An 18549-nucleotide genomic window follows, 5' to 3' on the forward strand; every position below is an offset into this window, starting at 1 on the left:
GCACCTTATGGTGCGGGGCTTTTCTGCGTTCCCGGTTCCGGGCACCGGCGTGCCGGGGCCCGAAGCGCTCAATCTCTCGGACGGGCGACACCAGTCGGCCGTCGTAGGCCAAGATGACCGCCTGTACCCGGTCTCGGGATCCCGTTTTGGCGAGGATGCGCGTGACGTGCGTCTTCACGGTGGACTCGGCGAGGTGGAAGCGGGCGGCGATCTCGGTGGTGGACCAGCCCTGGCCGATCACCGTCAGGATTTCCCGTTCCCGGTCGGCAGAGCGGCGATGCGGGGGTCCGACGGAACCGTCGGGGCGCCGCCGCCGGGTGCGGTCGGCAGATGGCGGGCGTAGGCGTCCAGGAGGTGGCGGGTCAGGGAGGGGGCGACCACGGCATCGCCGGCGGCGACCGCCCGGCTGCCGGAGAGGAGCTCCTCCGGCAGGGCGTCCTTGACCAGGAAGCCGCTGGCTCCGGCGCGGAGGCCGTCGTACACGTGCGCGTCGTCCGCGATGAGTACCGTGGTCACTGGGGGTGGTCCTCCAGGGGGAGGCGGAGGTGTATGTGCCATCCGCCGTGGGCCGGTAGGGGCCCGGCTTCGATCGTCCCTTTGTACAGCGCCGAGCGCTCGCGCATGCCCATGATTCCTTGGGCGAGGTGCGTAGGTGTGTGTAGGTGAGGGTCACTGTTGCGGAGAGGGGTGCGTCGGAGGGCGGGGATGCGTGTTTGAGGGTGTTGGTCAATGCCTCCTGGACCACGCGGTAGACGGTCAGTTGGCGGCCCGGGGTGAGGGGGGTGGGTCGGCCGGGTTCGTCGTGGGGCTCCAGGTGTACGGGGAGGCCTGCGCGGCGGACGCGTTCGATGAGGGGTGTCAGGTCGTCGAGGGTCGGCTGCGGGGCGCGGTCCGGGTCGGGGTGGTCGTCGCGCAGGACGCCGAGGAGGCGGCGGAGTTCGTTCAGCGCCTGCCTGCTGGTGGTGCCGATCGCCTCCATGGCCTGGGCTGCGCGCTCCGGGCTCTTGGCGGCCGCGTACGCCCCGCCGTCCGCCAGGCCCGTGATGACGGACAGGTTGTGGCCGATGATGTCGCGCATCTCCCGTGCGATACGGGTGCGTTCGGCGGCTGCGGCGAGGCGGGCCTGCTGGTCCCGTTCGTGTTCCAGCCGGTGGGCACGTTCGACGAGGGCCTCCGTGTAGTCGCGGCGGGTGCGTACGGCGGGGCGGTCGCGGACATCACGGTGAGGACGGTGGCGGTGAAGACTGCCCCGGTGGGCGGCGTAGGCGCGTCCGCCGATCGTGGACCGGCCGCACGTCGGTGTATCGAGGCCGAGCAGCATGCGCATCGTGGTGGACTTCCCGGCGCCGTTGGGGCCGAGGAAGCCGGTGACCGTACCGGGGTGGACCGTGAAGTCGAGGTCTTGGACGACGGTTCGGTCGCCGGCCCGCTTGGTGAGTCCGTATGCCTTGATCATGCGGTCGACGCTACGGAGGCGCCCCGGGGGTGGTCGTCCGACCGGGGGTGGGATGTGGGCGGGGGCGTAGTACCGGGGCACGACGGGGGGAAGCGGTAGCTACGCGGATCCGGCGGCCTGGGACCGGCTCCACGCGGAACTCGGTATCCGGCTGCCGGTCGACCACCAGGCCTCGTCGACGCGTACGCCCCCGTCCAGCTCAACCGCCATCTGTACCTGCGCCACCCCACGACCGAACGCTGGAATCCGGGTCAGGAGATCCGTGCCACGGTCCGGGCCTGGTCCGGTGCGGCGTTGCCGGCTCCCGATGACCCTCGACGACCGCCCTGAGCCGTGGGGCGGGCCGGACCGGGGGATGTGTGAGGGGGGTTGGTCGGTTGAGCGGCGTGCGGGCGGCGGGCGAGGATCGGGCCATGGACTATGTGATGCGTTGCGTACGGGTCGAGGAATGGCCGCTGGCCAGGCAGCTGCGGCTGGATGCCCTCCAGGATCCCGCGGCCCCCGTGGCGTTCCTGGACTCGTACGAGGCGGCGGTGGTGCGGCCGGGTGCCTTCTGGCAGGACCGTACGGCTGCGGCCGCCGAGGGCAGGGACGTACGGCAGTTCGTCGCGGAGTCGCCCGAGGGGGAGTGGGTGGGCACGGTCACCGTGCTGATCGAGCGTCCGGAGGACGACGTGCGTTTCGGGGAGCCCGCCGCGGTGAACCAGGGGCATCTGGTCGGTGTCTTCGTCCGGCCGGAGGCGCGGGGGGCCGGGGTGGCGGACGCGTTGTTCCGGGTGGCCGTCGACTGGGCCTGGTCGCTGTCCGAGCCCCGGCTGGAGCGGGTGCGCCTGTATGTGCACGAGAACAACCCGCGGGCCGCGGCGTTCTACCGGCGGTTCGGGTTCGTACCGTCGGGGCAGCGGATGCCGGTCCCGGGGCCGGGTGAGCGGCGTGAGTGGGAGCTGGAGTACGTGATCGAGCGGGGATAGAGGTGGTCGGTCGGGGTGGGGCCGTCCCTGTTCGATCAGACGGCGCCCGGTGCCGGGGCGTGCAGATGCCGCTGCCAGCGGGCCCGGCCCTGTTCGCGGGAGCGGAGCAGGACGATGGCAGGCAGGCCCAGGTCCTGGCCCTTCGCCAGCAGTTCGGGGAGCTGGGGGAGCGGGGCCACGGCGGCCACGTCGTCCAGGACCAGTGTCATTGGTGGGTCGAGCCGACCGTCGGATGACCGTGCGGCCATGCGGCGGCCGTGCTCGACCACGTGTGAGGCGAGCGCGGTGAGGAGGGGCATCGCGCCGGGGCGGGTGCGGGGATCCTCGATGGGTTCACCGACCACATAGAGCGTTCCCCCCTCGCGGGCAAAAGATTCCAGCGCGGCCGTATCCGATCGGTTGGCCGTGCAGGCCTCGCGGATGTGCACCGAGGAGAGGGCCGAGAAGGCCCGTACGTTCAACTCCTGCGCGACGTGCCGTCGTTCCGGGTGCCCCGTGAGCGCGGACTCCAGCAGCCCGGCGAGGCCGGAGGCGGCCTTGGGGTGCGTACGGAGGAGGCGTACGGGTTCGTGGGCGGATGCGCCCGAGGCCCAGCGGGCGACCTGGCGGAACGGTCGCCCGTCCACCGCCGCGGCGTGCAGCCAGCACTGGAGGAGCGTCTGCGCGGTGTCGGCCACCGCCGCGTCGATCCTGGCCTGCGGGCGGACCGGGGCGAGGAGGGCGGCGGCTCGTACGGCGGCGGTGTCGGGGTGCTCGCAGCCGGCGGTGGGCGGCCAGTGGAGGCGGGCGGGGGTCTCGCAGAGGTGGCCGGGGTCGTAGACGAGGACCGGGCCGAGCTTGGCGCGGGCGTCCTTCGTCTCGGCCCAGACCGTGGGGTCCGAGGTGACGACGAGGGTGGGGCCTTCGGCGTCCTGGATGGCCTGGACGACGGTGGGGCGCCGGTCGTGGGCGGAGGCGTAGACGAGGAGGGGGGTGCGGGGGGAGGGGAGGGAGAGGGGCTTGGTCGGTGGGGGTGCGGCCGGTGTTGACGCCGGGGCCGGGCGCTGGGCGGGGGCCTCGTGGGCTTGTGCGGGGGCGGGGATCTCGTGGGGTTGGTTGGGCTGGTGCGCCTCTTGGGGGTAGGACGTCTCGTGCGTCTCGTGCGCCTCGTGGGGTGTCCCGTACAGGCGTTCCTCGCGGCGCCGTTCCCGTACGGCCCGCCATCGGACCACGGACCCGAGGACGAACACGGTCAGGACCACCAGCACCATCAGTTCGCCGATGAACAGGCCCCAGAACAGGCCGTAGCCGGAGAGTTGGGAGGCGGGTGTGGTGGGCCAGGCGCCGGGGAGGTCCTGTGGGGCGGTGGCCAGTTCGCGCAGGGCGAGGGGGGTCTGGGTGAACGTCACGCCGTCCGGCCAGGAGCCGTGCGCGAGGAGGCCGGCCAGGCCGGTGGCCGTCCAGGCGAGCAGGGTCGCCGCGAACAGGAAGCCGATCAGGCCGACCAGAAGGCCGTCCGGGATGCCGCCGGTGCGGGACTCCTCGTGGCGCGGGTGGGATCGGGGCCGGGGGGTGTGTCCTCGGCCTCGCTCCGGTGCCGGTCCGTGTGCTGCCTTGCGTGCCATGTCAGGCCACCGTGGACCGGGACGCGTCGTCGATGCGCTGCTGGTTCTCGATCCGGGCCGCCCGTTGCTCCGCCTCCAGCTCCGCGGCGCGGATGTCCTCCGGGAGCAGGTCGTCCGACGAGCCCTCGGTCATGGCGCGGTCGGTGAAGACGAGGGGGCGTTCGGCTTCGGTGATCAGGTGTTTGACCACCTGTACGTTGCCGTTGACGTCCCAGACCGCGATGCCCGGGGTGAGGGTCGGGATGATCTCGACCGCCCAGCGGGGCAGGCCGATGACCCGTCCGGTCGCGCGTGCCTCGTCGGACTTCTGGGCGTAGATCGTGCGGGTGGAGGCCATCTTGAGAATGGCCGCCGCCTCCTTCGCCGCGGCTCCGTCCACGACGTCGCTGAGGTGGTGGACGACGGCGACGAATGAGAGACCGAGCCGGCGTCCGAACTTCAGCAGGCGCTGGAAGAGCTGGGCCACGAAGGGTGAGTTGATGATGTGCCATGCCTCCTCGACCAGGAAGATGCGCTTCTTGCGGTCGGGCCGGATCCAGGTGTGTTCGAGCCAGACGCCGACGATCGCCATCAGGATCGGCATCGCGATCGAGTTGCGGTCGATGTGCGAGAGGTCGAAGACGATGAGGGGCGCGTCGAGGTCGATGCCGACGGTGGTGGGGCCGTCGAACATGCCGCGCAGGTCACCGTCGACGAGCCGGTCCAGGACGAGGGCGACGTCCAGGCCCCAGGCCCGTACATCGTCTATGTCGACGTTCATCGCCTCGGCGGACTCGGGCTTGGGGTGGCGGAGCTGCTCGACGATGTCCATCAGGACCGGCTGGCGGTCGGTGATGGTCGCGGTCACATAGGCGTGGGCGACCTTCAGCGCGAAGCCGGAACGCTCGTCGAGCCCGTGGCCCATGGCGACTTCGATGATCGTGCGGAGGAGGGCGAGCTGGCCGGTGGTGGTGATGGAGGGGTCGAGAGGGTTGAGGCGGATGCCGCCGTTGAGGGCTGCGGTCGGGTCCAGGCGGATGGGGGTTATGCCCAGCTCCTGGGCGATGAGGTTCCATTCGCCGACGCCGTCCTCGCCCTGGGCGTCCAGGACGACGACCTGGCGGTCGCGGAAGCGGAGCTGGCGCAGGACGTAGGTCTTCTCCAGCGCGGACTTGCCGTTGCCGGACTCGCCGAGGACGAGCCAGTGGGGGGCGGGGAGCTGCTGCCCGTACAGCTGGAAGGGGTCGTAGATGTAGCCCTTGCCGCTGTAGACCTCGCGGCCGATGATCACGCCGGAGTCGCCGAGGCCGGGGGCGGCGGTGGGGAGGTAGACGGCCTGGGCCTGGCCCGTCGACGTACGGACCGGGAGGCGGGTCGTCTCCACCTTGCCGAAGAGGAAGGAGGTGAAGGCATCCGACAATGCGGACAGGGGGTCTCGCATGGCGTGGGTGCCCTCTCTTGTCGCGGATGGTTGTGTTTGATCTTGAGGGTGGTGCCCGTGTCAGCGGCGGATGCCGGTGGCGAACGGGAGCGTGTTCACGAAGGCGCGGTGGTGTTCGCGGTCGCACCACTCCAGCTTGAGGTACGACTTGCCGGCCGAGGCGCGGATCGTGCGCTTGTCGCGGGCGAGGGCCTCGGGTGAACGGGACGACACCGTGATGTACCCCACCAGGTTCACCCCGGCCGCGCCGCTGGCGAGATCCTCACCCCGCTGGTCGAGCCGGCCGTGGGCGGCGATGTCGCGGGGGTCGACGGTGCGGTTCATCTTGGCCTGGCGGCTGGCCTCGGCGTCGTCGTTGGTCTTCTCGGTCAGCATGCGTTCGATGGCGACCTCGGTGGGTTCGAGGTCCATGCAGACGGCGACCGTACGGATGACGTCGGGGGTGTGCACGAGGAGCGGGGCGAGGAAGTTGACGCCGACGGGGGTCATCGGCCACTCCTTCACCCAGGCCGTGGCATGGCACCAGGGCGCGCGGGTGCTGGACTCGCGGGTCTTGGCCTGGAGGAACGTCGGCTCGACCGCGTCCAGTTCGGCGGGCCAGGCGTTGCGCTTGGTCATCGCCTGGATGTGGTCGATGGGGTGGTCGGGGTCGTACATGGAGTGCACGAGGGAGGCCAGGCGGCTCTGGCCGAGCGGCTGGCGTACCCGGATGTCGGCCTCGGCGAGGCGGGCGCAGATGTCGGTGAGCTCGCGGGCCATGACGATGGCGAGCCCGGCGTCGCGGTCGAGCTTGCGGCCGCCGTGGGGGCGGGCGGCGCGGGCGATGGCGTTGGCCTCGGCGGCCAGCTCGCGGCTGTAGTGCATGCAGGCGATGAGGTAGGCGCGGTGCTGCTCGCTGGAGGTGGAGACCATGGACTGGAGCTGGTCGTAGGAGTCCTGGAGCCAGCCGGGGGACGCCTTGTCGCCGCGCTGGGCGACGTCCTTGGCGTGGGCGTCGGGGTCGGCGGGGAGGGTGCGGGCGAGCATCTGGAGGCGGGTGACGAACCCGTCGCCGTTGGCCACGTGCTTGAGGAGGGTGCCGAACCGGTCGACCAGGGCCTCCTGGTCCTCGCTGTCGCGGAGGCCGACGCCGGGGCCCTCGATCTCGATGGCGGCGGTGACGGTGCGTCGGTCGGCGTGGAGGAGTACGGCGATCTCGTCGGGGCCGAAGGGGGCGGCGAGCCAGCTGATCCGGCCGATGCCGGGGGGCGGGCCGATCTCGACCTCGCGGCCGTCGGCGCTGACGCCCGCCTCCATGGCGCCGGAGCGGTAGGCGGTGCCGCGGCGCAGGGAGCGCTTGAAGCTGCGGTTGATCTCGAACCACTTGTAGAACGTGCGGCCCTTGTACGGGACGTACACGATGGCGAGGGCCAGCAGGGGGAAGCCCACGAGGCAGACGATGCGGAGGGAGAGGACGGGGACGAGGAGTCCGCTCATCATGCCGAGGAACGCGCCGACGATGATCAGGGCGATCTCGCCGGTCTCGCGGTTCTTGCCGACGATCGCGTTCGGCCGGGCGCGGCCGATCAGATACGTACGGCGGGGCGTCATCGTGTGGGACTGAGTCGTCAACGCCCTCCACCTCCTGTGCTCGAGTTACCTGTGGTGCCGAAGCCGCCGCCTCCGCCTCGGGAGGAGCGGCTGCCGTGGGGGGTGCCGGAGGTGGGGCCGGAGCCGCCGCTGCGGGGCGAGGGTGCGGCGGAGGGGACAGATCCGCCGCCGACCCCGCCACCGGAGGTGCGGGAGCCGTGTGCGGCGACGCCGCCGCTGGCCGGGTTGGAGGGGCGGGCGCCGCCACCTCCCCCTCCGCTGTTCTGGTCGTTGCGGCCGCTGTGGGTCTTGATGCCCTGGGAGACGAGGGCGGCCGGGGAGCTGATGAGGGCGGCCGCCTGGGCGCCGTCGGTGGCCTGCTTGCGGTTGGTGCGGGCGCCCTGGATCTCGTCGCCGAAGCCGGGGACGAAGCGGTAGATCATGGCGGAGGCGAAGATGGCCAGCAGGATGATGGCGAGGCCGGAGACGACGGCGGAGAACGCGTCGGGCCCGTCGCCGGCGGAGAGCGCTCCGGCGAGGCCGAGGACGATGACGATGACCGGCTTGACCATGATCACCGCGATCATGATGCCGGCCCAGCGGCGGACGTGGCCCCACATGTTCTTGTCGACGAGACCGGTGTAGACGACGATGCCGAGCAGGGCGCCGACGTAGAGCAGGGCGGCGCGGATGACGAGCTCCAGCCACAGGACGCCGGCCGCGAGGATCGAGACGAGCGAGACCACGATCAGCATGATCGGCCCGCCGCCGATGTCGGTCCCCTTCTTGAGGGCCTCGGCGAACGACCCGAAGAAGACGTCGGTCTGGCCGCCGGTGGAGGAGGCGATGACCTCGGTGACGCCGTCGGTGGCGGAGACGATCGTGTAGAGGATCAGCGGTGTGAAGGCCGAGGCGAGGACGGTGAGCCAGAGGAAGCCGACGGCCTCGGAGATCGCGGTGGTGAGGGGGACGCCGCGGATGGCCCGCTTGGTCACGGCGAGGAGCCAGAGGACGAGGGTGAGGATGGTGGAGGCCGCGAAGATGACGGCGTACTGCTGGAGGAACTTGGGGTTGGTGAAGTCGACGTTGGCCGTGGACTCGACGGCCTCGCTGAGTTTGCCGACGATCCAGGCTGCGGCGTCGGCACAGCCTTGGGCGAGGGAGGTGAGGGGGTCGAGGGCGTCGGGGGTGACGTCCTGGGTGCGGGCCCCGGCGCCTTCGCCGCCTTCGCAGTAGTCCTTGGCGGGGCCGTGGATCAAGTCGCAGGGGTCGTTGCCAGAACTCGGACTCGGGGTGGGAGCCGGCGTCGGGGCGGCTACCGCTGGGGCGGAGACAACGACCAGGGAAGCTGGCCCCGCCGCCGACAGCGTGGCGGCAAAGGCGGCAATGCGGAGTCGTGGACTAACGGGCATAGGTGAAGCCTCCGAACCCATTGACCGCGTCAGCGATCTCCTCAGCGCTGGAGGCCCGTGCGTCGCCGCCCACTGGTGCTGGGCCATCCTTCTGCGAGTGAGTGACGGCCTTCCAGTCGCCGTTGATCCACGCCAGCTCCATGGTGATGGTGAACCAGCCATCCGTCACCGGCTTGGTGGAGCCCTCGCCTGCAAGCCCGATCAACCCTGTGCACCAGACCTCGACAGTGACCTGATCTGCGGTTGCCACAGTCACTTTGGTGCCGAGCGGGGCAGTGCGGGAGACGAATGTGAAGCCGTCTGGAGTGGAACCGTTTTCATTGAGGCCGACATTCGCGTAGAAATCAGCGGAGTAGGCCTTGTCGAGAGTGTCGCGGAATCGGTCCACAGAGGAGGGTGCGATGACAGCATCAAGGATGCTGTTCCGCTTGGATTTGTCGAACATCTCTGCCGACCCCAGCGCCACCGCGTAGTTCGCCGCCGCGCTCTGCGCCCCCTGCTCGTCATGAGCGAAGCCGGAGGCGATCGTTCCGTTCTTGCCCTGGACCGGCTTGGTGCCGGTTGCGGCGGTGGGCGCCGAGCCCGCCGCCCCCGGGTTCTTCGTGCCCGCGGAGGCGTTGTCGTCGCTACCTGTGCCGCCCCGGTTGGCGAAGGCGATCGCGGCGATGAGGAGGACTACCACGCCGGTGATCGTGATGAGGGAGCGTGAGTTCCGGACGGGTCGGCGGGCGTGGGGATGGCCCGCGTCGCCGTCCGGAAGGCGGGTACGGGTCTGGCGGGTGCCGCCGAGGGTGCTGTACGGGTCGTCCGCGCGCCCGCCTTGGTCCATGCCGCGGTAGTCGTGCTCGTCGCCGGGGCTCATGCCGCGTTCGCTCCCTCGGTCGTGTGCGGTTCCGCGCATGGCGACGGTAGCTGTGCTGGTTGCCGCGTGAGCGCGGTGGAGTGACTCGACATCAGGGAGACGCAACCTCAGCCGGTGGGCACGACGGACGGATGGTGGGGAGCGGGCGGGGGACGGCCCGGGTGCGGGCTGGCCGACGGTCGGTCAGACAGCCATTCCGTACACGATGGTGAAGAGAGTGCCCAGGGACCCGATGATGAAGACCCCGGTCAGGCCTGCCACGATCAGGCCCTTGCCCTGTTCCGCGCTGAACGTGTCGCGCAGCGCCGTCGCCCCGATGCGCTGCTTAGCCGCGCCCCAGATCGCGATGCCGAGGCAGAGCAGGATGGCGATCGCCATCACCACCTCGATCATGATGCGCGCCTCGTTGCCCAGCGTGCCGAACGGCCCCCAGTTGGGGGCGATTCCGCCGATGATGGTGGTGATGTCGCCCTTCTCTGCTGCCAGGATCATGTAAGTCACCGCCCCTGTTGGGTAGTTAGCTATCCGCGCCCGTGTGGCACGGGTCGCCTTCTATCTTCGCTGATGAAACCGCGCTCGCACGACGCCTTCCCGGTCTCTTTACCCGGATCTCGCACGTTCGACCGACACGGCCGCCCTGACCTGCGGCTCGTCCCGGTATCCACATGCATATGCCTGGTTACTCTGTGTATCACGCGGTGTGACCGCGAGCAACGACGGTGGCCATGGGTTCCTGATGCGGTTGCAGCGTTCGTGGGGCACGGCGTGTTCGTATGCGCCGTTCGAGGGCCGGTGGTGCGCCGGTGAGCCGGGGCGATGCGCCGTCAGGGCGGGGGCGGCCGTAGGGGAGGAGGACGCCCCGCGTCCATCGTCCGGGTGAATCCCGTGTTCGCCCGGTGCGGCGAGAAGCCCTGTGATCGCGGGGCACCTGCCCCGGCCGTGCCGCCCGGCGGTGCGGGTGGACGGCATGTCGGCCATGCCGCTTTTGGCACAGTGCCGCTCCACGATCGAGGAACGGGGTGAGCGGTGTGAGCGGAGTGGGTGTGCTGGCGCAGCCGGGTGGTGACCGGCCGTGGTGGTGGGTCGAGCCGCGCGGTGGGACGGATGGCGGTGGTGGGGGCGCTGCTGGCGACGGTGACCTCAAGCACAGCGACGGGCCGTGGATGCGGGCTGCCGGCGGGGCCGAGGGTCTGGTCGCGCTCCTCGGTCCGGTGAAGGCCGAGTTGGGGCGTGCGCACCAGGGCCTGGCGGCCGGGGCCGGGGAGCTGTCGGCGCTGGCCGAGCTGGGCACCGTACGGGCCTCGTGGGAGCGGCGGATCGAGACCGCCCGCGACGAGTGCCGGAGCCTGGCCGGGAAGCTGCGGGCGGTGACCGCCACCCAGTCCGAGGTGAACGAAGCCGTGAAGGGGTCTTTTGATCGGGTGAGGGTGGCGGGGTCGGGGGCAGGCGCAACCTCGGGTGCGAAGCCGTGAGCGGGGCGGGCGGGCCGGGTGGGCTGAGCGTGCTGGGGGCGACGCTGACGTGGGCGAAGTTACGTGAGGTGAAGTGCGCCGAGCTGGAGGAGGCGGCCGACGGGTGGGGCCGGGCCGGCAACCGTGCCGACGCTGCCCGGGACCGTATCGACACCCAGCTCGTCGACGACCTGCGCCGGACGCAGAAGGGCGAGGCGGCCCGGGCCGCGGTAAGGCGGTTGCGCCGGCTGTCGATGAACTTCCAGTACATCTATACGGAGTGCGGGCTGCTGCGGACCACGCTGAACAGCCTGGCCCATGAGATGAAGGCCCAGCAGTGCGTCCTTCAGGGGGCGCTCGACGATGCGGCGGCCCTGAATTTCACGGTGCACCCGGACGGATCGGTGACGTACCCGGCGGCGGGCGAGGGCCTGGTCGACGGGAAGCCGTTGGCGGGCGGGCGGGCGTCGGGAGTCCCGAACCCGGCGCTGGCCGCCCCCTCCGGACTTGTCGCGCCCAACCCGAACGCCGCGAAGGCCCAGGACATCGCGGACCGGGTCGCCCAGGCTGTGCGGACGGCGGCCGACGTGGACTGGCGGTACGCGAAGATCCTGCGGGCGCTGAAGGCGGAGGACGGCCTGAGTGTTCCCGCCGCGACTTGGACGGACGCCGCGGGCGATGCGGCGGCGGTGCGGCAGGCGGCGAGCGGGTACCTGGCGCAGGGGATCCCGCACGACGCGTCTCCGGCCGAGCGCAAGGCGTGGTGGGCGGGGCTGACGGACGAACAGCGCGAGGAGTACCTCGCGGTGTACCCGGACCAGATCGGCAACCTGGACGGGATCCCCGCGCTGGTCCGGGACGCGGCGAACCGGGACAACCTACAGCTTCTGATGGGGAAGCTGGCGGGTCGGGACGACGAGGACGCGGTGACGAAGCTGGCGGCGCTGCGGGAGATCGACCGGCAGTTGCGGGCGGTGCGGGAGCCGGGTGAGCCGCCGATGTATCTGCTCGGCATCGGGGATCAGGGCAATGGGCGGGCGATCGTTTCGTACGGGAACCCGGATACGTCGCGGAATGTGGCGGCGTATGTTCCGGGGTTGAATACGTCGTTGGACGAAAATTTCGCCACGGAAGATCTCAAGCGGGCGCGTGATCTTTCCATCGTTTCGAACCGCCATGGGGCGCCTGCTGCAGCTATTGCCTGGCTCGGATATGATGCGCCGCAGTCACCGGATGGGCTGGGAAGTCTTTCGGTTGCGACTGGTGGTCGAGCGGAGGATGGGGGGCGGGTCTTCCGTGAATTCATGAGCGGAATCGAGGCCACCAATGGTAACGAGGATCCGCACCTCACGGCTATCGGCCACTCCTACGGCTCACGGACAGTGGGGGCCGCCACACAGGAGTCAGGCGGAATTCTCAGTGTCGACGATATCGTATTCGTCGGAAGTCCAGGGGTGGGAGTCGATAGTGCCGACGACTTGGGGGTGGGACGGGATCATGTGTTCGTTGGAGCGGCTGCCAATGATGTCGTGACCAAGCTCCCGTCGAAGAGCCAGTTGGTTGTGGGGTCAGCTGAGATGCTGTTCGGGGGGCCATCCGCCGCCTATGCCTTTGGCGATCTGGCCGATCGAGGTGACGATGACGTCTGGTTCGGTAAGGATCCGGCCAGCGAAGCGTTCGGGGCAAGGCGGTTCGCGGTGGGGGATGGTCCGACTTTGGTCGCGGGGGGCAGGGTCACGACCGATGCGCATTCGGAATACTTCGATCCTGAAATTGATAGGACATCGGTCGAGAATATGGCGTTGATCGCCGCAGGGCATGCGAACCGAATTCAAAGGGAAGAGCCGCGCTGATGGTCCGGGTTCGTTCGATGCTTGTAGCTCTTCTCGCGGGGGTCTTGTTGGCAGGGTGTGCTGGAGTGAGGGGTGAAAATATGGATATGCAGGATGCCGCTGAACGTGCTGATGGGATGCTAGATAGAGTTCTGGCGGAGATCGAGCCGCGTGTGCGATGGGTGCACGGACCGACGACGACAGGTAGGTGCACGGTTACTCGACGGCGGACGGTCATGACCGTTGTCTCAGTCCAGCGGCGAGGAAGCTTTCTGGGTGTGGTGGACCGGTTCTGGCGGAAGAGTGGCTATCGCGTGACGGCGATCAATAGCCATGTCGACGCCCCTGCAATCTATGTGAAGACACAGGATGGATTTCAAGTAAGCCTGACTGTTGCCGATGAGGGACAGGTGCATTTCGATGTGGATAGCCCTTGCGTCCGTCGGTCAGAGGTCTCCCATTCCGCAAGTGCCGCCACTGCATTCCTCGACCCGGAGGCGGAGTTCATCCCCCGCCCCAACATCCACTCCGACTTCTGGTCGGCGGAGACGCCGGAAGTCGGAGTGACGCCCGGCCGCTGACTGGGGCAAGTCGGCTCAACTCGCTTTCTGGGTGCGGGCTTTGAGCCCAGCATTGGGTCTACGGGCCCATGTCGCGCCCCCTGCCCGTGTGGTCGCATACGCGGAGTGACTGACCTGTCGCTGTGCCGCCCACTCGCGAGGTAGGGGACTGCCCTTGTCCGGCATGCAAGGAAGTGCGGTTTCTGCTGGCGTCGATGTAAGCGCTGCCACCGTCGGGTCGGGCGGGCGGTCCATGCCCCGGGCGTTGCAGGCGGCCCTGATCCTCGTTCAGTTGCTCTTCGTCGCCACGCTCGTGGGTGCGATCAGTGCACTCTCCACGGCGTCCTCGGTGGATGCCGTGGACGGGCATCTGTTCGGCTTACTGCTTTACGCCTCCTTACCAGGCATCAGTGCCTTCGTGCTGTCCTTGTACGTCCGTACCGGCTGCGTCGGCGTCTGGCGCGGGCTCTTCGCCGTACAGGTGTGGCTCGTCCTCGGTGCGGTCGCTGAGCTGAGCGGTGGGGCCGGGGCGCAAGGGGTCGCGCGGGTGGCGTTGCCGCTGGCGGTCGCCGTGCTGCTTGCGCGGCCGGGGAGCCGGCGGTGGTTCCGGCTCGGGGTGGGGGAACGGGCCGCGCAGCGGCCGTTCAGCCTGGTCCGGATGGTGAGGCTGCGCCGCGACGGTGGGCAGAGCGCCCTGGAGTACCTCGGGCTGGTGCTGGTGGTCGTCGCCCTCGTCGGCGCGATGATGGCCACCGGGATCGGGCAGCAGCTCACCGCGGAGATGCGTGCCGCCATCTGCTCTCTGACCGGCAGCTCGTGCTCTGCGCCCGGCAGTGACGTCATCGCCGGGCCGGGGGGAGGCCGCGGCTCCGGTGACGACGACTCCGGTGACCAGGGCTCCGGTGCTGAGTCCGGGGGAGTCTCCGGTGGAGAGACCCGCTCCGGTGCTGAGTCCGGGGGAGAGGTCAGTCGTACGGGCGGTGCCGGTGGGGGCTCAGGCGGCGGCGTGACGGCCGGGGGTGGTGCGGCCGGTGGGGAGGGTGCCTTCACGGCCGCGGGTGGATCTGCCGGAAGGGAGACCCCCACTTCCCCTGACGCCGACGCGGGTAGATCCGGCGGAGGCGAGGGCTCCAGCGGGCCCGCCGCCCCCGGAACCACCCCAACCTTCCTCGACGGCTTCCTCGGCGATGGGCTCGGCCAGGACCTCCAAGGCATCGCCGACGCCGTTCTCCACCCCGGCGAGAGCGGGCGCCGCATCGTCGACCAGTGGGAGCGGGATTCCCGGGGCGCGCGTGACAAGTGGGGGCGCGGCGACCACGTCGGTGCCGCCTGGGAGTGGAACAGGGCCGTCGGTGGTGGCGGTACCGGGCTCGGACTCCCCGGGTCCGGGGCGCGGGTCGACCAACAGGTGCGGGAGGACGAGCGGCGGTATCTCGACGCCCGGATCCCGCAGGACGCCACCCCCCACCAGCGCAAGGCCTGGTGGGACGGGCTCACCCCCGAGCAGCGCGAGCGGTACATCGAGCTCACCCCCGAGCGGATCGGGAACCTCGACGGCATCCCCGTCGCCGCCCGCGACGCCGCCAACCGGAAGCACCTTCCCGAGCTCATCCGGAAGCTGGAGGGCGTCGACACCGACAAGGCCCGCAAGCAGCTCGCCGGGCTCCGGGAGATCGGCCGGCAGCTCAGGGAGAACGGGCAGCCGCCCATGTATCTCATCGGGATCGGTGACGAGGGGAACGGGCGCGCCATCGTGTCGTTCGGGAATCCGGACGCGTCCCGGCACGTGTCGGCGTACGTTCCGGGGCTCAACACCTCCCTCGACGAGGAGTTCGCCAAGAACGACCTCGGGCGTGCCCGTGACACCGCCATCGGCGCCCAGGGGTACGACGAGTCCACCGCCTCCATCGTCTGGCTCGGCTACGACGCCCCGCAGCTGCCGGACGGTGACGGGGTCGCCGGGTACTTCGCCGTCATGGGGACGGCCCGGGCCGAGAAGGGCGGCCTCGCCTACCGCGACTTCATGGGTGGGATCGCCGTGACCAACCAGAACAAGGACCCCCATCTGACCGCCATCGGGCACTCCTACGGGTCCAGGACGGTTGGTGCCGCGGCCGCCGTGCCGGGCGGGATACCCGGCGTCGTCGACATCATCCTCGTCGGTAGCCCGGGGGTCGGGGTCGACCATGCCGTGGACCTCGGCGTCGGCAGCGGGCACGTCTTCGTCGGGGCCGCCGCCAACGACCCGGTGACCAAGCTGCCGTCGAAGACCCAGGTCGTGGTGGGCGGGGTGGGGCTCGTCGTGGGCGGGCCCGGTGGGGCCTATCTCGCGGGGGATCTCGCCGATCCGGGCGACGACGACCTCTGGTTCGGGAAGGATCCGGGGAGCAAGGCGTTCGGCGCGCGTCGCTTCCCGGTGGCCGACGGGCCGCCTCTGGTCGGCGGGGGCGGAGTGAACCTGGACTCGCACTCCAACTACTTCAGCCCCGAACGCGACGCCGTCTCCGCGGACAGCATCGCGCTGATCGTGTCGGGGAACGCCGACCGGCTCAAGATGGAGGAACCGAAGTGAGAGGAACCGAAGTGAGGCGAACGGCAGCGGTCGTTCCGGCGGCCCTGGTTCTGGCCTTCGTGCTCGCCCTCTCCGGTTGCGGGGACGAGGACACCACGAGCGGAAGCAGCCGGGGGAGCGGAAGTGGAAGCGGAAGCGTACGGGAGAGCGAGCGCATGGACATGCAGGAAGCCGCCGAGCGGTCCGACGCCATGCTGGACGCCGTGCTGAAAGCCGTTGACCCCGATGTGCAGTGGGCCCACGGGCCCACCACCACCCGGGCCTGTGGCGTGACCCGCCGGCGGGCCGTCATGACCGTCGTCTCCGCCGACCGGCGCCAGACCTTCCTGGACCGGGCGGAGGCCTTCTGGCGGAAGAACGACTACCGGATCAAGGCCGTCAACAAGGACAAGGTGTTCCCCGCCGTCTACGCCGTCACGGAGGCGGGGTTCGGTGTGAGCGTCTCCTTCCGGGGGAAGGGGCAGGCCTTTCTGGAGGCGGACAGCCCCTGCGTGAAGGAGTCGAAGGTGGCCCCTCCCACCGCCGAGCCGAACGGGCCCGCGTACGAAGGGGTCTATCCGTTGCCCCGGCCCAACGTCCGGTCCGACTTCTGGTCGCGACGCACCAGCTGAACGGCCGTCACGCGCGTTGCCCCTGAGTCGTCACCGCCCCCCTGCGCTCCGGGTGCGCCGGTGGTGTGCCGCGGATGACTCGTACACACCGCCGAAAGCACCCCTGAACCGTTGCCCGATGAGGGATGGTTGAGGGGTGCGCAAATTCTGGGTCTTCGGTGGCATCGGCGTGGGCATGGCGGCGGCCTTCATGGCGCTGCTCCTCGTCGGTACGTACTCGGCCGCCGCCGGTCTCGCCGGGGCGGGCGGTGGTGGGGCCGTCGCGCTCGCCAAGGGGGCGGTGCCGGCGCGGTTCCAGCCGCTGGTCCAGAAGTGGGGCAACCTCTGTCCCGCCATCAACCCGGCCCTGCTGGCCGCGCAGTTGTACCAGGAGAGCGGCTGGAACCCGAGGGCGCAGAGCCACGCCGCCGCGCAGGGCATCGCCCAGTTCATCCCCGGCACCTGGGCCACGCACGGCATCGACGGCAACGGCGACGGCAAGCGGGACGTGTGGGACCCGGCCGACGCGATCCCCTCGGCCGCCTCGTACGACTGCGAGCTCGCCGGGTACGTGAAGAAGGTGCCGGGCGACCCGACGAGCAACATGCTGGCCGCGTACAACGCCGGTGCCTACGCGGTGATCAAGTACGGCGGCGTGCCGCCCTACAAGGAGACGCAGAACTACGTAAAGATCATCCGTTCGCTGGAGAAGAGCTTCGCCCGGCCCGTCGGCCGCGTCGCGCCCTCCCGGCAGGCGGCCGGGGCCATCTACTTCGCGCAGAAGAAGCTCGGTACGCCGTATCTGTGGGGCGGCAACGGGACGCCGGAGCAGCAGGGACGGTTCGACTGTTCCGGGCTGACCCAGGCCGCGTACCGGACCGTGGGCATCGAGCTGCCGCGGGTCGCCAACGACCAGTACAACGCCGGGCCGCACCCCTCGCGGGACGAACTGCTCCCGGGGGACCTGGTGTTCTTCTCCGACGATCTGACCAATTCGCGGGCCATTCGGCATGTCGGGCTGTACGTCGGGGGCGGGTACATGATCAACGCCCCCTTCACAGGAGCGGTCATCCGGTTCGACAAGATCGATACGCCGGACTACTTCGGTGCGACCCGCGTCACCAAGGACGGCGCCGCGGCCCTGCCGACGGATCTGCCGACGGCGTGACGGATCTCTCCGTGCGGGCGGGGGCCGGTGTGGCTGACGGGGAGTCGGCCGTGGCCGGAACTCTCCGTGAAGCCTGGGCCCTGAGCTGCGACGACCAGTCACTCTTCGATAACGTCATGGTGATCATTCGGTGGAGAGTGGAACGCGGGCGGGCACCGAGCCGTTCCCTGGACAGGGTCGGCATGCGCACTGACCATGCGTGCGCAGGAACGAGACCACACCGACCACGGGGGTTCGACCACGGTGGCGCGCACGGACGCGCGTCGCCACAGAAGAAGCAGACAAGGCAAGGGGCCGCAGCAGATGGCTGGACTCGAACTCGAAGGGTCGAACCCGGACGTCAGTGTGCTCTACGGCATCAACGGGCTGGCGAAGGCCGCTCCGACCTGGCTCGACCGGGTCATGGAGTTCGTCGGTGAGTACGGGACCATGTTCGGCCTCGTCCTGGTGGGTCTCTGGTGCTGGTGGAGCATGCGCAAGCGCGGGAGCGCCGAGGATTCGGTGGCCACGGTCGCCGCGCTCGTCTGGGCGCCCCTCGCCGCCGCCCTCGCGGTCGTGATCAACATCCCCATCCGCGGTTTCGTCGAACGGCCACGCCCGTTCAACGACCACGAGGGGCTGGAGGTCCTGATCCACGGCAAGACGGACTACTCGTTCGTCAGCGACCACTCCACCCTCGCCATGGCCCTCGCCGTCGGCATCTTCGTCGCCAACCGGAAGTTCGGCTTCGTCGCGCTGGGCCTCGCGCTCTTCGCGGGCGTCAGCCGCGTCTACATGGGCGTCCACTACCCCACCGACGTGATCGGCGGGTTCGCCCTCGGCACGGCCGTGGCCCTGCTGCTGGCGCCGCTCGCGATGGCCCTGCTGACCCCGCTGATGGCGGCGGTCTCCCGCTCCGACCGGGTCAGCTGGATCGTCCGGTCGAAGAAGGCGGACGCGGCATACGCCGAGGAGCGCGGGGACACGCGCGGCATCCCCGAGCCCCGGCCGGGCTCCGGGCGGGGCCACCCGGGCGAGAGGGACCTCGCCGCCTGACCTTGCCGCCCCACCTCGCCGACTGACTTCGGAGTCTCCAGGTCGGC

General features: G+C 70.1%; 15 protein-coding genes and 2 pseudogenes. 8 read left to right on the forward strand and 9 right to left on the reverse strand.

Going from position 1 to position 18549, the window contains the following annotated elements:
• Window positions 1–82: 82 nt before the first annotated feature.
• The 3 genes and pseudogenes from AMK21_RS34250 to AMK21_RS36645 form a co-directional block, all read right to left on the reverse strand.
• Window positions 83–492, reverse strand: a pseudogene (locus tag AMK21_RS34250) (LuxR C-terminal-related transcriptional regulator); the annotation flags it as partial.
• 20 nt (window positions 493–512) lie between these two features.
• Window positions 513–1456, reverse strand: a pseudogene (locus tag AMK21_RS36855) (histidine kinase).
• Window positions 1457–1555: 99 nt separating this feature from the next.
• Window positions 1556–1681 (reverse strand): hypothetical protein, encoded by a 126-nt coding sequence (locus AMK21_RS36645; protein WP_267893910.1) that lies wholly within the window; start codon window positions 1679–1681, stop codon window positions 1556–1558.
• Window positions 1682–1869: 188 nt separating this feature from the next.
• Here AMK21_RS36645 and AMK21_RS11315 point away from each other — a divergent pair, with 188 nt between their 5' ends.
• Window positions 1870–2427 carry a GNAT family N-acetyltransferase gene (locus AMK21_RS11315; protein ID WP_073876838.1) on the forward strand — a complete coding sequence of 186 codons (558 nt, stop codon included), beginning with the start codon at window positions 1870–1872 and terminating at the stop codon, window positions 2425–2427.
• Between the two features lie 35 nt (window positions 2428–2462).
• On the opposite strand, the gene AMK21_RS11320 is transcribed toward AMK21_RS11315, so the two are convergent.
• The 6 genes from AMK21_RS11320 to AMK21_RS11345 all read right to left on the reverse strand — a co-directional run bounded on the left by AMK21_RS11320 (window position 2463) and on the right by AMK21_RS11345 (window position 9786).
• The gene (locus AMK21_RS11320; protein WP_199863174.1) at window positions 2463–4031 is read right to left on the reverse strand and encodes a type IV secretory system conjugative DNA transfer family protein; all 1569 of its coding nucleotides are present in this window, start codon (window positions 4029–4031) and stop codon (window positions 2463–2465) included.
• Window position 4032: 1 nt separating this feature from the next.
• Window positions 4033–5451, reverse strand: coding sequence for an ATP-binding protein (locus tag AMK21_RS11325; RefSeq protein WP_073876839.1), 1419 nt, complete (start codon window positions 5449–5451; stop codon window positions 4033–4035).
• A gap of 60 nt (window positions 5452–5511) precedes the next feature.
• Entirely contained in the window at window positions 5512–7062 is a 1551-nt protein-coding gene (locus AMK21_RS11330) for an SCO6880 family protein (RefSeq protein ID WP_073876840.1), read from the reverse strand.
• Window positions 7059–8432 (reverse strand): hypothetical protein, encoded by a 1374-nt coding sequence (locus tag AMK21_RS11335; RefSeq protein ID WP_073876842.1) that lies wholly within the window; start codon window positions 8430–8432, stop codon window positions 7059–7061. Before AMK21_RS11335 ends, AMK21_RS11330 begins: the two co-directional genes overlap by 4 nt.
• Window positions 8422–9294: a hypothetical protein gene (locus AMK21_RS11340; protein WP_073876844.1), complete on the reverse strand. Its 873-nt coding sequence runs from the start codon at window positions 9292–9294 to the stop codon at window positions 8422–8424. Before AMK21_RS11340 ends, AMK21_RS11335 begins: the two co-directional genes overlap by 11 nt.
• Window positions 9295–9477: 183 nt before the next feature.
• A complete protein-coding gene (locus AMK21_RS11345; protein ID WP_015610155.1) occupies window positions 9478–9786 on the reverse strand; it encodes a hypothetical protein in 309 nt (102 codons plus the stop codon).
• A gap of 527 nt (window positions 9787–10313) precedes the next feature.
• On the opposite strand from AMK21_RS11345, the gene AMK21_RS11350 reads away from it, so the two are divergent.
• The 7 genes from AMK21_RS11350 (at window position 10314) to AMK21_RS11380 (ending at window position 18502) form a co-directional block, all read left to right on the forward strand.
• The gene (locus AMK21_RS11350; RefSeq protein WP_073876846.1) at window positions 10314–10766 is read left to right on the forward strand and encodes a hypothetical protein; all 453 of its coding nucleotides are present in this window, start codon (window positions 10314–10316) and stop codon (window positions 10764–10766) included.
• Entirely contained in the window at window positions 10763–12598 is a 1836-nt protein-coding gene (locus AMK21_RS11355; RefSeq protein WP_420712487.1) for an alpha/beta hydrolase, read from the forward strand. The genes AMK21_RS11350 and AMK21_RS11355 overlap by 4 nt, the downstream gene beginning before the upstream one ends.
• A 215-nt stretch (window positions 12599–12813) precedes the next feature.
• Window positions 12814–13158, forward strand: coding sequence for a hypothetical protein (locus tag AMK21_RS11360; RefSeq protein WP_324613889.1), 345 nt, complete (start codon window positions 12814–12816; stop codon window positions 13156–13158).
• 232 nt (window positions 13159–13390) lie between these two features.
• The gene (locus AMK21_RS11365) at window positions 13391–15709 is read left to right on the forward strand and encodes an alpha/beta hydrolase (protein WP_073876848.1); all 2319 of its coding nucleotides are present in this window, start codon (window positions 13391–13393) and stop codon (window positions 15707–15709) included.
• Window positions 15710–15720: 11 nt separating this feature from the next.
• Window positions 15721–16320, forward strand: coding sequence for a hypothetical protein (locus AMK21_RS11370; RefSeq protein ID WP_073876850.1), 600 nt, complete (start codon window positions 15721–15723; stop codon window positions 16318–16320).
• Window positions 16321–16495: 175 nt separating this feature from the next.
• On the forward strand, window positions 16496–17467 hold the full coding sequence (locus tag AMK21_RS11375; RefSeq protein ID WP_073877869.1) for a bifunctional lytic transglycosylase/C40 family peptidase: 972 nt from the start codon (window positions 16496–16498) through the stop codon (window positions 17465–17467).
• 303 nt (window positions 17468–17770) lie between these two features.
• On the forward strand, window positions 17771–18502 hold the full coding sequence (locus tag AMK21_RS11380; RefSeq protein WP_073876852.1) for a phosphatase PAP2 family protein: 732 nt from the start codon (window positions 17771–17773) through the stop codon (window positions 18500–18502).
• The last annotated feature ends 47 nt before the right edge of the window (window positions 18503–18549 follow it).

It is taken from the genome of Streptomyces sp. CB00316 (assembly GCF_001905595.1).
Classification (GTDB): Bacteria; Actinomycetota; Actinomycetes; order Streptomycetales; family Streptomycetaceae; genus Streptomyces.